Source organism: Mycobacterium sp. NGS40, assembly GCF_059812735.1.
Genome location: NZ_JCALDG010000027.1, coordinates 39,122 through 52,353, shown reverse-complemented (window position 1 = coordinate 52,353; position 13,232 = coordinate 39,122). Strand labels below are relative to the sequence as shown.

The window sequence follows — 13,232 nt, the reverse complement described above, 5'->3', positions numbered from 1 at the left end:
ACCACCACCGCACTGGCACGGGCCCCACGTGCTCGGCGACGCCGCCGAAGAACCCTGGGAAGACGATCACCATTGATCCCCGGACACCTAAGTAAGCTGAATCCATGACCGCGACGGAACTCGTCGACGTCGAGCTGACCGAGGATGAGCGTCAGCTCTTGTTTCACGGCATCAACGAATATGGCGGTTCGATTCAGTACAAATCCGTAATGACCCGAGCTTTGGGTCTGCGAGACCGCGCAACGTTTTATGCCCTTATCGAACAGCTCCTGCACTCTATTGGGCAGCATCAACCTTTGTCCAAGCTCGACTGGGCCCGCGCTGTCTTCCTCACCGAAGTTTCCTGGGCAAGCACCCTGGTCGGCTCCGGGCTGGACTTTGCGACTAACTTCCGTGACGACGCAGCAGCACCGCTACTGCGCTCCGTCCAGCGGAAGATCAATCGCCACGGCATCGATGGAAGCCTGCTAATTCCCGAGCACGCTGACGAGCCACAGTAAGTGCACCAACCACCGCTAGGCGTACTCATTGAGCGAAATCACCAGCGTCCTAACGGGTGTGGACACGTCGACGTAGTGGTGGCCCCGGTCAGGACGCCGACTCATCTCGGTCAACAGCTCGATAATTTCGTGCGCCTTGGCGGCGCCGAGGCGCCACACCACTGTGTCGTCATCATCAAGGAACTCAATGGCGGACGCTCTGCCCTCGATGACGAGTTGATGAATCGTTGCGTCGACCTCTAGGTGCGACGACCCCTCTTCCTCTGCGTGAATCAGTGCTGCGAGGAAGGTATTCAACCCGTCGGTATCCAGGGCCAACAGCACCGCGTCCTCGCCGAAGTAGAACCCCTCGGCCAGGCCTGCACGGACCAGAGTCATGCCGTCATGGTTCCCGACCGTCGAAAGGGAGCAACCACTGAACCGGGTGCCCCAATCAGCGAGGACGCCGGTAGCTCCCACCCGTATTTCCTATGCCTCAGAAATGAGAAGGCACACGGAAGTAATCGGCGGCGGGTGCGCAGGCACCGGCGACTGACCGGTCGAAGCCGAAGCCGTGAAACGAATTCTGATCTCGCCGCGATAACAGGAACGTAACGGTTCACCGGCCGGCGAGAGGACGCCCATGAAGCGCACCGGAATCATGGCCGCAGTCGCCGTCAGCAGCGCCCTGTCGCTGGGAGCGTCCATGGCCCCGGCACCGGCCAGCGGAGACCCGGCAGCAAGCGTAGGCCGCACGATCGACCACAACCCCTTTAGCGGCGACTACGAGGGGTACTGCACGTGGGGCGCCCAAGAACAGATTCACGCCCATACCGGCTACTACATCAAAGCGCTGACCGGAAACGCTGAAGACTGGGCCAACCAAGCCCGAGCGGCAGGCTGGACGGTCAGCAACGATGCGCAGGCCCACTCGATCGCGGTCTTCAGCAGCGCGCTCGTCGGCGGCGTCGGACACGTCGCCTGGGTCGACGCTGTCGACGGCAATCGCCTCACGATCACCGAAATGAACATGGGTTACGGGGCCACCGCGGCCAACGGATTCCGAACCACGGGTTTCCACCAGTTCGACACGCGCAGCGTCGCACAGGCACCGGGAATGACCTACATCCTGATCCCATGAACGGGACCACGAAATATTCGACACGCCAACACATTCGGCCGCTGTCACTGGTACGTTTTGGCGCGCAGTGTCCGCTGCTCAGTGATTGGTCCGCAACGGATATCGAATCGCTCCCGCACCGTGTTGAGAACATGACGCTGCCGCTCGCGTTCGCGGCGATGCGTCAGCACGAACCGTGCCAGTCCCGGTAGGCGGCGCGGTAGCGGATACCACTTATCGAAATCAAGACCGTTCTCGCTGAACACAGCTCTCGGGACGTTGTCGTAGATCAGGCTGAGGTTGTGTTGGACGAGCGCGAAAAGCACATACGGAAATGCCATCGGCGCCTTGTCCCTCAGTCCCCGCCAGTCGAGTTCATAAAGCGGAATCTGCGTGAGTTTGTCCAAGAACAGCAGATGCCCCAGGAAGTACCCCATGAATGCGGGCAAATGCAGCACAGCCGAACGCACGTTGATCGAAACGACTGCGCCGCTGGGTGAAACGTAGGGTTCGTAGGGGTAGTCATCGGTGACTTTGACGTAGCCCGTGCAGTTGACCACCCAGCTGCCCGGCTCGATCGTCTTCGTCGATCCGCTTCGGAGTAGCAACTCGGTCGTGCCGTTGCAATCGACGACATCTTCGAGATAGTCCATGACGACATCGTTGAGGCCGGCGGAGATCGTGTCGTTCTCCGCCTCCGATAACACTCCCAACACGAAGTTGTCCGATTGAGGTGTCAGGAACGTGCCGTGGGTCGCGCGGTACCAATCCTGGACCTCCGATTCGTTGGTGCCGTCGAACCGGCGACTCAGCTGTGCGGCCAGGGTGCTCGGCACGGTGCCCGTCCACCACCTCCGGGGGCCACTGGGTAACAGCCTGTCGCGGCTGGAGAAGAATGTTCCTCGGCCCGCGACCAGATTCACCTGGCGACCGGGGTAGGCCGTAATCAGTGCGTGCGCGGTGTCCATCGCGGTTTTCCCGCCACCAATGATCCACACCGGCGCACGGCTTTCCCTGATGTCGCCCGACCGGATGTCGCAATAGTCAGGCGACACCGAATGGACCCGTTTGCTGGAGATGTCCAGAGGCTCGTTCGGCGTGACCGCCAGACCGAATGCCTTGATCAATCGCTTGGCCTCCACGACGAGCATCCGGCCGTCCGCAGCCCGGCAAGTGGCCCGCACGACTCCGTTCACTTCGTCGTGAGACTCGAATTCCCAGCCGAAGTACTCGTCGACCGGCACGCGTTCGGCTATCACGTCAACGCAATAGCGAAGGTGGTCGAGCACCTCCCTTTTGGTCGCCAAGTGGGCGCGATCCTGGTCGAGGGTCCACTCGATATTGCCCGCGGTGAACATCGGATGCGGTTGATGCAGGCGCACATACGAGTACACATCGACCCACATGCCGCCCGGACGCGGCCGACGATCGATCAGGATCACCTTCTGGTCCCGCGACAGGTACCGGCTGGCCGCGAACAGAGCGTTCAGCCCGGCGATGCCGGCCCCGATGATGCAGAGGTCGCAGGTTTCCACCCGCGGGGACTGGGATTCGGACATGATCCCGCCTTTCCGTGCCGAGGCGTCAAGTATGGGTACGCACCCGCACTGCCGGGATGCGTAATCGACTACCCCACTAGCGCCGGCATCGCTGCACGATGAACCCGTACTCTCGAATACGTGCCTCGCCGAACCGAATCTCCGGAACTGGTCGCGTTGTTGGCTGGACGCCGGGTCGCGGTGCTGACCGGCGCGGGGATTTCCACCGACTCGGGCATTCCCGACTACCGGGGGCCAGATTCGCCGCCGAGCAACCCGATGACGATTCGTCAGTTCACCTCGGATCCGGCGTTCCGCCAGCGCTACTGGGCACGCAACCACGTGGGCTGGCGGCACATGGACGCGACGCAGCCAAATGCGGGGCATCGGGCACTGGCCGCGCTGGAGCTGGCCGGGGTGGTGACCGGCGTGATCACCCAGAACGTCGATCTGCTGCACACCAAGGCCGGCAGTGCCAACGTGATCAATCTGCACGGCACCTACGCGCGGGTGATCTGCCTGGCCTGCGGGGACACCATGAGTCGCGCCGCGTTGGCCGACGAACTCGAGGCACTCAACCCGGGATTCATCGAGCGCGCCGAGGCCATCGGCGGTCTGGCGGTGGCGCCCGACGCCGACGCCGTCGTCGCCGATACCACGTCATTTCGGTATCTGGACTGTCCGCGCTGCACCGGCATGCTCAAACCCGACATCGTCTATTTCGGTGAGAGCGTCCCTAAAGATACTGTGACGCAAGCCTTTTCGCTGCTCGACGAGTCCGACGCGCTGCTGGTCGCGGGATCGTCGCTGACCGTATTCTCCGGCTACCGATTCGTGCGGCACGCTGCCGCACGAGCCATTCCGGTCGCCATCGTCAACCGCGGACCCACCCGCGGTGACGAACTGGCCACCGTCAAACTCGACACCGGATGCTCGGAGCTGTTGGTGCTACTCGCCTCGGAACTGGGAGGTGCGCCGGCGCCGCTGGCCTTGCACTAAAACGTGCAGGGCAGGGTGCGCACCGCGTGCACGAAATTGCCCGCCACGTACGTCGCCTCGCTTGCCTGAATGTCGGGCAGCTGACTCAGCAACTCACCGAAGAAGGCGCGCAGTTGCGCGCGCGCCACGTGGGCACCGAGGCAGAAATGCAGTCCGCCGCCCCCGAATCCGACATGGGGATTGGGACTGCGGCTCAGGTCGAAGCGATCCGGATGCGCGAAGGCATCGGTGTCCCAGTTACCCGACGAATAGAACATCACCACTTTCTCACCCGCGGCGATTCTCTGGCCGCCCAGTTCGAAATCGGTTGCCGCCGTCCGACGAAACGTCATAACCGGTGTCGCCCAGCGGACGAACTCCTCGACCGCCACGCCGATCCTGTCCTCGTAATCGGCTAGCAGCCAAGCCCTTTGGGCCGGGAAATCAGTGAGCGCTTTCATGGCGTGGCTCATGGTCTGACGAGTGGTGTCGTTACCCGCCACCGAGAGCAGCACAAAGAACGCGGCCACCTCAGCGTCGGTCAGCCGGTCGCCGTCCACTTCGGCATGCACCAGGCTGCTGATCAGGTCTTCGCCCGGCTTCTCGCGGCGCTGCGCGGCGAGCGTGCCGACGACCCGGTGCAGGTACATCTGCTGTTCGAAGATGACCTCCAGTGCGGGGTGCCCATCGAGAAATTCGGGGTCGGCCCACGACACCAGCGCGTCGGTGGCGTGTGCCATGCGCTCGCGCTCGGACTCCGGAATGCCGACCATGTCCGACAGCGTGCGGATGGGCAGCTCCTTGGCGCACAGGTCGACGAAATCCGCACCGCTGCCGGCGTCGCGGAGCTCCTCCACGATCGCCTTCGCGTTCGCCTGGATCGACTCCTCGATGCGGCGGACCTGCCGCGGCGTGAATGCGGCGTGGGCGAGTTTGCGCAGCTTGGTGTGCCGCGGTGGGTCCATCGCCAGGAACGACTGGGACGCCTCGAGCAGCTCCACCGGAATGCTTTCGAACATCACCCCCTTGCCGGACAGGAAGACGTCGCTGTCGCGGCTGACCGTGACGATGTCCGCGCGCCGGGTGACCGCCCAATAGCCGGGGTCGTCGGGGTCCGGCATCAGGGCGTCTTCGACCGGAGGATGCCAGCTCACCGGCCGCTCGGACCGCAGCACCGCAAACGAGCGCTCGCGGTCGGCGGCCGTCGTCGACCAGAACTCGCGTGAGGACAGGTCAATCGCGTCGTAGGCGCGTGGGCGGCCGGACCGCCCGGTCATTACTGCCATCGTGTGTCCTCCATCAGGTCGTGAAACTGCTGGAACACTATGCCTAGACATCATGTCTAGTCAAGATGTTGAAATGTCGGTTATGCTCGGCAAATGCCCTCGGTCACCCGCAAGCCGCAGCCGAAGCGCGAGCAGTCGCGCCAGCAGCGGCGAGAGGAGATGGAGCGCCGCCTGCTGGACGCCACCGAGCGACTGATGCGCGGCGGGGCCAGTTTCACCGAGCTGAGCGTGGACCGGCTGTCGACGGAGGCCGGGATCTCGCGCGCGAGCTTCTACATCTACTTCGAGGACAAGGGCCACCTGCTGCGCCGGCTCGCCGGACAGGTGTTCGCCGATCTGGCCGACAGCGCGAATCAGTGGTGGAGCGTGGCGGGGCGCCACGATCCGGCCGACGTGCGAGCGGCCATGACAAGCCTGGTGGCCAGCTATCGGCGCCATCAGCCGGTGCTCGTCGCGCTGAACGAAATGTCGGGCTATGACCCGGTGGTCGGGGCAACCTACCGCAATCTGTTGACCGCGATCACCGGTCGATTGACCCGGGTGATCGAAGAGGGCCAGGCCGACGGTTCGATTCGCACGGAGCTATCCGCAGCCACCACGGCCAGCGCTCTGACTTGGATGGCCGAGCGGGCGTGCCAGCAGAATCTGCCCGGCGCGCCGGGCTCCTATGACGCCGAGCTGGCCACGACGTTGTCCGAAATTATCTGGGCCACTTTGTATCTCAAGCCGCTGTCGGCTGGCTGATCCGTCAGACGGCAACCAGGTCGTCGGCATGCACCGCGGGCCGGCGCAGCTCGTCGGGCAGCTCCGAGGTCGACCGGCCCATCATGGTCGCCAGCTCGGCCGCGTCGTAGGCGACCACGCCGCGGGCCACCATGGTCGCGTCCGGTCCGTGCAATTCGACAACGTCGCCTGCGTAGAACCGGCCCGTCACGGCGGTGATGCCGGCGGCCAACAGGGAGCGGCGTTGCTGCACCACCGCGCGCACCGCGCCCGCATCGAGGCTGAGCGAGCCGGTGGACTCGGCGGCATATCGCACCCAGAACCGCCGGGCCGACATCCGCGCGGGCCGGGCGGCGAACACCGTACCCGACGAGGCGTCGGTGAGCGCCGTCGCGGCATCCGACGCCGCGGCCAGCAGCACCGGCACCCCGGCGTCGGCGGCCAGCAGCGCCGAGGACATCTTCGACGCCATGCCGCCGGTGCCCAACGCGCTGCCCGGACCGGCCACCACACCGACTAGGTCCGACGTTCCGGCCACCTCGGGAATGAAGCGGGCCCCGTTGGTCTTTCGCGGATCAGCCTCGTAGAGGCCGTCGATGTCGGAGAGCAGCACCAGCGCCTCGGCACCCACCAGATGGGCCACCAGTGCCGACAGGCGGTCGTTGTCGCCGAACCGGATTTCGTTGGTGGCCACCGTATCGTTTTCGTTGACGATCGCCACCGCATGCAGCGCGCGCAACCGGTCCAGGGTGCGCTGGGCGTTGGTGTGCTGGGCCCGCATCGAAATGTCGTGTGCGGTCAGCAGTACCTGCCCGACCGTACGCCCGTAACGGGCGAACGCGGCACTCCACGCGTTCACCAGCGCGACCTGACCCACGCTGGCCGCAGCCTGCTTGGTCGCCAAATCCTTTGGACGACGGGATAATCCGAGCGGCTCGATCCCGGCGGCGATGGCACCCGAGGACACGATGACGACGTCGGTGCCGGCTTTCATGCGGGCCTCGATCGCATCGGCCAGGCCGGCCAGCCGACCCCCGTCGAACACCCCGGACGGTGTGGTCAGCGCGTTGGTCCCAATCTTGACGACCAGACTGCGAGCGGTGCGGATGGCTTCGCGATGACTCACAGCTCGTCACCGCGTTCGCGCCGCCGGCGCCGGGCGGCCTTGCGCTCGTCGGCGCCGATGCGCTCGGTGCGTTCCAGCCGTGCGTCGGTGCCGCGGCCGGTCAGCGGAACCTGTTGGCCCGCTGGGGTTTGCGGCTCCCAGTCGAATGTCATATCGCCGATGGTCACCGCACAGCCGGGCTGGGCGCCCAACCGCAACAGCTCCTCCTCGACACCGAGGCGCGCGAGGCGATCGGCCAGATAGCCCACCGCTTCGTCGTTGTCGAAATTGGTCTGGCCGATCCAGCGCTCGGGCCGGGCCCCGGTGACCACGAAGCCGCCCTCGCCGTCGGACTCGACGGTGAAACCGCTGTCGTCGACGGGCACCGGGCGGATCACCGGGCGTCGCGCTACCGGCGCCGGGCGCGAGGCGTTGTACTCCGAGATCATCTTCTGCAGCCCAAAGATCAACGGCTGCACCCCTTCCCGGGTTGCCGTCGATACCAGGAACACCGGCCAACCGCGCTCGGCGATCTCGTCGCGGACGAACTCGGCGAGCTCACGCGCCTCGGGTACGTCAATCTTGTTGAGTACCACCGCCCGCGGCCGCTCGGCCAGGTCGACCAGCGCCGCATCGCCTTGCAGGGTCGGGGTATAGGCGGCAAGTTCGGCTTCCAGCGCATCGATGTCGGAGATCGGGTCGCGGCCGGGCTCGGCAGTGGCGCAGTCGACGACATGCACCAGCACCGCGCATCGCTCGATGTGGCGCAGGAAATCCAGCCCCAGGCCCCGCCCTTGCGAGGCGCCCGGGATCAAGCCGGGCACGTCGGCGACGGTGAACGACTGCTCGCCAGCCGAGACGACGCCGAGATTGGGGACCAGCGTGGTGAACGGATAATCGGCGACCTTGGGTTTGGCCGCCGAGATCACCGATACCAGCGACGACTTGCCCGCCGACGGAAAGCCGATCAAGCCGGCATCGGCCACGGACTTGAGCTCGAGGGTGAGGTCGCGCGCCTGGCCGGGCTCACCGAGCAGCGCGAAGCCGGGCGCCTTGCGCGCCCGCGACGCCAGCGCCGCATTGCCCAGGCCGCCACGGCCGCCGGCGGCCGCTTCGAATCGGGTGCCCGCACCGACCAGATCGGCGAGGAGCCGACCGTTTTCGTCCAGCACGACAGTGCCGTCGGGCACCTTGACTTCCAGGTCTGCACCGGCCGCGCCGTCGCGGTTGCTGCCCGCCCCCTGCTTGCCGTTGGGAGCGGTGACGTGCGGACGGAAATGGTAGTCCAGCAGCGTGTGTACGGCGGGATCGACGACGAAGACGATGCTGCCGCCGCGGCCGCCATTGCCGCCGTCGGGACCGCCGAGCGGCTTGAACTTCTCGCGATGAACCGAGGCGCAGCCGTTACCGCCGGAGCCAGCTCGGGCGTGGATGACGACTCGATCGACAAACCGAGGCATCGGGGGTCCTCTCAGCTACCCGCATGCACGGGCGCGACGACCTCAGTCGGTGGTCTGCCCGGCCGCGACGATGTTGACGGTCTTGCGGCCGCGCTTCTTGCCGAACTCGACCGCACCGGCCGCCGTCGCGAACAGCGTGTCGTCGCCGCCACGGCCGACGTTGACGCCGGGGTGGAAGTGGGTGCCACGCTGGCGGACGATGATCTCGCCGGCCTTGACGATCTGGCCGCCGAATCGCTTGACGCCAAGCCGCTGAGCGGCGGAGTCGCGACCGTTGCGCGAGCTGGAAGCGCCCTTTTTGTGTGCCATGTCTGTCGCCTCCCGCTATTTGATTCCGGTGACCTTCAGGACCGTCAGCTGCTGACGGTGACCCTGACGCTTGTGGTATCCGGTCTTGTTCTTGAACTTGTGGATACGGATCTTCGGGCCCTTGGTGTGCTCGAGCACCTCGCCGGTCACGGCTACCTTGGCCAGCGCGGCAGCGTCGGAAGTGACGGTCGCACCGTCAACCACCAGCGCCACCGGCAGCGACACCTGGGCGCCGGGGTCGGATTCGAGCTTCTCGACCTTGACCACGTCACCGACGGCAACCTTGTACTGCTTGCCACCGGTCTTGACGATTGCGTAGGTCGCCATCGTTGCTCCTGCCTCTTCTTCACGTCTTCCGCGCGCGTACCAACTGCGACGCGCGTGGTGGGTCTGGGGAGCGGGAGAATCTTCCCGCCTGTCGTCCGCCGAAGTCAGCTGCCCGGCTTGACGACAACTGTCCAAGGGTACGTGACCAGCGGCTACAGGGTCAAACCAGCACCCGGGCGAGCCGCAGCAGGCTACCCGCGCTCCCGAGGCCGGCTTTGGCAACCGGGCAAATCGCTTTGTTCAGGCATATCCTAGCTTTTAGCTAACTCCACACGGCCCGGGAGGCCGGCCAAAGCGCTGCTCGGCACGATGTTCCCGCCGCCGCGTGACGGTTTCAGTCCGCGTGAATGGGCGGACCTGCCGGCCTGCCCGCGGCGCGCCGGCGACGCGGACGTCCGAAGCCCGGGTCGCTCTCGGACCCGTTCGCCGAACCGTTTTCGTCGTCGGAATCCTCGTCGTCGTCGAGATCCTCGTCCTCGTCGTCAAGGTCTTCGTCGTCATCGTCGAGATCCTCGTCGTCGTCGAGATCCTCGTCGTCATCGTCGAGATCCTCGTCGTCGAGATCCTCGTCGACCGCGTCCTCCTCGTCGACGTCGTCGGTGTCCTGATCGGTGTCGTCGTCCTCGAAGGCATCGGAGTCGGTGTCCTCCAGGTCGGCGGGACCCTCCACCTGGGTCTGCTCGTCGATCTCGGTGACGTCCTCGCCGGCCTCCTCGGCGTCACCGTTGTCGCGAGTGGCCATCGCCTTGAACATCGGATGCTCGCCCGGCGCATGCACGGGCACCTTGGCGACGGCGGGCTGATCGGCGGGCTCTTCGGATCGATTCTTCTTCGATCGCTTGCCGCGACGGCCGCCGCCCGACTCGGACTTGCGCCCGTTCGACGGGGCCGAGTCGACCGGGTCGGCGTGCAGCAGAATCCCGCGTCCGCCGCAGTTCGGGCACGACGTCGAAAATGCCTCGATCAGACCGGTTCCCAGTCGCTTGCGGGTCAACTGCACCAGGCCCAGCGATGTCACCTCGGACACCTGGTGGCGGGTGCGGTCCCGGGCCAGCGACTCGGTGAGCCGGCGCAGCACCAGGTCGCGATTGGACTCGAGCACCATGTCGATGAAGTCGATGACCACGATGCCGCCGATGTCCCGCAGCCGCAGCTGACGCACGATCTCCTCGGCCGCTTCGAGGTTGTTCTTGGTGACCGTCTGCTCGAGGTTGCCGCCGGATCCGGTGAACTTGCCGGTGTTGACGTCGACCACCGTCATGGCCTCGGTCCGGTCGATGACCAGGGTGCCACCCGAAGGCAGCCACACCTTGCGTTCCATCGCCTTGGTCAGCTGCTCGTCGATGCGGTGCACCGCGAACACGTCCGGCCCGGGCTGCCCTTCCGCAACGGGCGGGGCATCGTATTTCGTCAGCTTCGAAACCAGATCGGGGGCAACGGAATTCACGTAGTCGTTGATGGTGCTCCACGCCTCGTCGCCGGAGACGATGAGACCGGCGAAATCCTCGTTGAACAAGTCCCGGATGACCTTGACCAGCACGTCAGGCTCTTCGTAGAGCGCGACCGCCCCGCCGGCGGCCTTCTCTTTGGTCTCGCCCGCCTTGGCCTCGATCTGCTCCCACCGCTCCTGCAGGCGGGTGACATCGTCGCGGATGTCTCCTTCTTTGACACCCTCGGACGCGGTCCGGATGATCACTCCGGCGTTGGACGGCACCACCTCACGCAGGATCTCCTTGAGCCGCTGGCGCTCGGTGTCGGGCAGCTTGCGGCTGATCCCGGTCGACGACGCGCCCGGCACATAAACCAGGTAGCGGCCGGCCAGCGAGACCTGGGTGGTCAACCGGGCACCCTTGTGTCCGACCGGGTCCTTGCTGACCTGAACGACAACGTAATCGCCTGGCTTGAGCGCCTTTTCGATCTTGCGCTCCGACCCGCCCAGCCCCGCGGCCTCCCAGTTGACCTCGCCGGCGTACAGCACGCCGTTGCGGCCGCGACCGATGTCGACGAAGGCCGCCTCCATCGAGGGCAGCACGTTCTGCACGATGCCGAGGTAGATGTTGCCGACCAGTGACGCCGATGCCGCCGACGTCACGAAATGCTCGACGACGATGCCGTCTTCGAGCACGGCGATCTGCGTGTAGCGCGCACCCGGGTGCGGCGGCTCGGTGCGGACCCGGTCGCGCACCACCATGACCCGTTCGACGGCCTCGCGGCGCGCCAGGAATTCGGCCTCGGTGAGTACGGGCGGGCGGCGCCGTCCGGCGTCACGCCCGTCGCGGCGGCGCTGCCGCTTGGCCTCTAGCCGCGTCGACCCGTCGATGCCCTTGATCTCGGCGTTGCTCGAGGCGTTGTTGCCCCTGCTGTCATCGGAGGAGCCGCCCTTGCCGCGCGGCGCTCGCTCGTGCACCACGGTGTTCGGCGGATCGTCCGGTGCGGCGCTGTCGTCGTTGTCGTCACCCGAACCCGACTTACGACGACGACGCCTGCGACGACGCCGGTTGGCGCCGTCCGGCGAACCGTCATCGGCGCCGTTGTCGTCGTCGGAGTCGTCCGAGTCGTCGTCGGAGTCGTCCGAGTCGTCGGAGTCAGCGGATCTCTGGCCGCGCTGATCGCCGTCGCCGTCGTCGTCCAGGTCGGGACCGCCCTGTTCGCCACGGCCACGGCCGCGACCCCGCCGGCCCCGGCGCCGCCGCCGGTTAGCCGGCCGATCGGCCTGTTCCTCGTCATCGTCGTCACCGTCATCGGAATCGTCGGTGTCGGTGTCGGCGCTGTCGTCGGCCCGGCGTTGAACGTCGGTTGCGACGGGCTGTGGCGCGACGAACAGCGGCATGTAGGCGGGGCGGTCGATCGCGTTCTCGACCGCCACCCGGGACTCGGATGCCCCGGGCGAGCTGACCTCGGCGCTGCTGAAGGCCACGAAGTTCTCCGGTGGCCGCGGCGACAGCAGATCGCGCACCCGAATCGCGTCCTCGTAGTCGACGCCGGAATGCGCGCTGCGGATGCGTCCGTCCAGCGCGCTGAGCGCGTCGACCACCCGCTTGCTGGTGGTACCCAGCGCTCGCGCCAGGGAGTGGACTCTCAGACGGTCCGGCAGGTCCTCCTGAGCCGGCGTAGTTGAACTGTCTGAAGTTTGGTCACCGTCAATCACGTATTCTCCTCAAGCCCCCGGGCGCGTCATGTCGACGCGGCCACGCGAGGGCTTCGCTATGTGCCCGGGTCACTTCTCCCGGACTTGTGATGGTCTTGCCCCGAGCGACTTGGCTTGAACCCACTCGGCGCCGTGCTGAATGTCGGCCTGACATGCGGCGCAACATCGCGAGCTGGCAATGGTCGCGCTTGTCTAAGTCTTCATTCGGGTGTCTGACGCCGGTCCGGCGACGTTCACCCGCAGTCAGTATCCCACATCACGCCGCTGGCCCAAACGAGCCTGACCTGGAACCCCGGCGACGGGGCGTGGGTCTAAGGGCCTAAGCGCCGGGAAACCATAGCGCGATTTCGCGCTTGGCTGAATCGACCGAGTCGGATCCGTGCACCAGATTCAGCTGCGTTTCCAGCCCGAAATCGCCGCGGATGGAGCCGGGGACGGCCTTCTCCACCGGGTCGGTACCCCCCGCGAGCTGCCGAAACGCCGCGATGGCGCGCGGTCCCTCGACGATCGCCGCCACGACTGGTCCCGACGTGATGAAGTCGAGTAGCGAGTCGAAGAACGGCTTGCCGTCGTGCTCGGCGTAGTGCTGCGTGGCCAGTTCTTTGCTGACGCTGCGCAGCTGGAGCGCCGCGATCGCGAGGCCCTTGCGCTCGATGCGGCTGATGATCTCGCCGATCAGCCGCCGTTCGACGCCATCGGGCTTGATCAGTACCAGGGTCCGTTCCGTCACGGCGGTCAGCGTACAGAAAGAATCGCGAC

At 66.1% G+C, this 13,232-nt stretch carries 13 protein-coding genes; 4 read left to right on the top strand and 9 right to left on the bottom strand.

Annotated elements, in window-relative coordinates; all coding sequences use genetic code 11:
* The first annotated feature begins 104 nt into the window (after positions 1 to 104).
* Positions 105 to 500, top strand: a complete 396-nt coding sequence (locus tag AC5Y5O_RS27500) for a hypothetical protein (RefSeq protein ID WP_500028230.1) — start codon at positions 105 to 107, stop codon at positions 498 to 500.
* A 15-nt stretch (positions 501 to 515) separates the two neighbouring features.
* Here the strand turns inward: AC5Y5O_RS27500 and AC5Y5O_RS27495 are convergent, their stop codons facing one another.
* Positions 516 to 878, bottom strand: a complete 363-nt coding sequence (locus AC5Y5O_RS27495; RefSeq protein ID WP_500028226.1) for a hypothetical protein — start codon at positions 876 to 878, stop codon at positions 516 to 518.
* Between the two features lie 244 nt (positions 879 to 1,122).
* Between AC5Y5O_RS27495 and AC5Y5O_RS27490 the strand changes: the two genes are divergently transcribed.
* Positions 1,123 to 1,620, top strand: coding sequence for a CHAP domain-containing protein (locus AC5Y5O_RS27490; RefSeq protein ID WP_096289301.1), 498 nt, complete (start codon positions 1,123 to 1,125; stop codon positions 1,618 to 1,620).
* Positions 1,621 to 1,664: 44 nt separating this feature from the next.
* On the opposite strand, the gene AC5Y5O_RS27485 is transcribed toward AC5Y5O_RS27490, so the two are convergent.
* Positions 1,665 to 3,158, bottom strand: coding sequence for an FAD-dependent oxidoreductase (locus AC5Y5O_RS27485; protein WP_500028224.1), 1,494 nt, complete (start codon positions 3,156 to 3,158; stop codon positions 1,665 to 1,667).
* A gap of 120 nt (positions 3,159 to 3,278) precedes the next feature.
* Here AC5Y5O_RS27485 and AC5Y5O_RS27480 point away from each other — a divergent pair, with 120 nt between their 5' ends.
* Positions 3,279 to 4,136, top strand: coding sequence for an SIR2 family NAD-dependent protein deacylase (locus AC5Y5O_RS27480; protein ID WP_096289305.1), 858 nt, complete (start codon positions 3,279 to 3,281; stop codon positions 4,134 to 4,136).
* On the opposite strand, the gene AC5Y5O_RS27475 is transcribed toward AC5Y5O_RS27480, so the two are convergent.
* Positions 4,133 to 5,401 carry a cytochrome P450 gene (locus AC5Y5O_RS27475; RefSeq protein WP_500028221.1) on the bottom strand — a complete coding sequence of 423 codons (1,269 nt, stop codon included), beginning with the start codon at positions 5,399 to 5,401 and terminating at the stop codon, positions 4,133 to 4,135. The genes AC5Y5O_RS27480 and AC5Y5O_RS27475 overlap by 4 nt on opposite strands.
* A 93-nt stretch (positions 5,402 to 5,494) precedes the next feature.
* Here AC5Y5O_RS27475 and AC5Y5O_RS27470 point away from each other — a divergent pair, with 93 nt between their 5' ends.
* Complete coding sequence (locus AC5Y5O_RS27470; protein ID WP_096289309.1) at positions 5,495 to 6,145, top strand: TetR/AcrR family transcriptional regulator; 651 nt, start codon at positions 5,495 to 5,497, stop codon at positions 6,143 to 6,145.
* A gap of 4 nt (positions 6,146 to 6,149) precedes the next feature.
* Here AC5Y5O_RS27470 and proB read toward each other — a convergent pair whose 3' ends face one another.
* The 6 genes from proB to ndk all read right to left on the bottom strand — a co-directional run bounded on the left by proB (position 6,150) and on the right by ndk (position 13,203).
* Complete coding sequence (proB, locus tag AC5Y5O_RS27465) at positions 6,150 to 7,250, bottom strand: glutamate 5-kinase (RefSeq protein ID WP_500028219.1); 1,101 nt, start codon at positions 7,248 to 7,250, stop codon at positions 6,150 to 6,152.
* Positions 7,247 to 8,689 (bottom strand): GTPase ObgE, encoded by a 1,443-nt coding sequence (gene obgE / locus AC5Y5O_RS27460; RefSeq protein ID WP_096289313.1) that lies wholly within the window; start codon positions 8,687 to 8,689, stop codon positions 7,247 to 7,249. The genes proB and obgE overlap by 4 nt, the downstream gene beginning before the upstream one ends.
* Before the next feature lie 42 nt (positions 8,690 to 8,731).
* On the bottom strand, positions 8,732 to 8,998 hold the full coding sequence (gene rpmA, locus AC5Y5O_RS27455; RefSeq protein WP_096289315.1) for a 50S ribosomal protein L27: 267 nt from the start codon (positions 8,996 to 8,998) through the stop codon (positions 8,732 to 8,734).
* Between the two features lie 15 nt (positions 8,999 to 9,013).
* Positions 9,014 to 9,325 (bottom strand): 50S ribosomal protein L21, encoded by a 312-nt coding sequence (gene rplU, locus AC5Y5O_RS27450; RefSeq protein ID WP_096289317.1) that lies wholly within the window; start codon positions 9,323 to 9,325, stop codon positions 9,014 to 9,016.
* Positions 9,326 to 9,659: 334 nt separating this feature from the next.
* Positions 9,660 to 12,473 carry a ribonuclease E gene (gene rne, locus AC5Y5O_RS27445; RefSeq protein WP_500028213.1) on the bottom strand — a complete coding sequence of 938 codons (2,814 nt, stop codon included), beginning with the start codon at positions 12,471 to 12,473 and terminating at the stop codon, positions 9,660 to 9,662.
* A gap of 319 nt (positions 12,474 to 12,792) precedes the next feature.
* Positions 12,793 to 13,203, bottom strand: a complete 411-nt coding sequence (gene ndk / locus AC5Y5O_RS27440; protein WP_500028211.1) for a nucleoside-diphosphate kinase — start codon at positions 13,201 to 13,203, stop codon at positions 12,793 to 12,795.
* Positions 13,204 to 13,232: the final 29 nt, after the last annotated feature.

Excerpts from the sequence above, each read along its gene's own strand:
- AC5Y5O_RS27500 (WP_500028230.1), top strand. The coding sequence starts at position 105 with ATGACCGCGACGGAACTCGTCGACGTCGAGCTGACCGAGGATGAGCGT.
- AC5Y5O_RS27475 (WP_500028221.1), bottom strand. The coding sequence starts at position 5,401 with ATGGCAGTAATGACCGGGCGGTCCGGCCGCCCACGCGCCTACGACGCG.
- AC5Y5O_RS27490 (WP_096289301.1), top strand. The coding sequence starts at position 1,123 with ATGAAGCGCACCGGAATCATGGCCGCAGTCGCCGTCAGCAGCGCCCTG.
- rpmA (WP_096289315.1), bottom strand. The coding sequence starts at position 8,998 with ATGGCACACAAAAAGGGCGCTTCCAGCTCGCGCAACGGTCGCGACTCC.
- AC5Y5O_RS27470 (WP_096289309.1), top strand. The coding sequence starts at position 5,495 with ATGCCCTCGGTCACCCGCAAGCCGCAGCCGAAGCGCGAGCAGTCGCGC.
- obgE (WP_096289313.1), bottom strand. The coding sequence starts at position 8,689 with ATGCCTCGGTTTGTCGATCGAGTCGTCATCCACGCCCGAGCTGGCTCC.
- AC5Y5O_RS27485 (WP_500028224.1), bottom strand. The coding sequence starts at position 3,158 with ATGTCCGAATCCCAGTCCCCGCGGGTGGAAACCTGCGACCTCTGCATC.
- AC5Y5O_RS27495 (WP_500028226.1), bottom strand. The coding sequence starts at position 878 with ATGACTCTGGTCCGTGCAGGCCTGGCCGAGGGGTTCTACTTCGGCGAG.
- rplU (WP_096289317.1), bottom strand. The coding sequence starts at position 9,325 with ATGGCGACCTACGCAATCGTCAAGACCGGTGGCAAGCAGTACAAGGTT.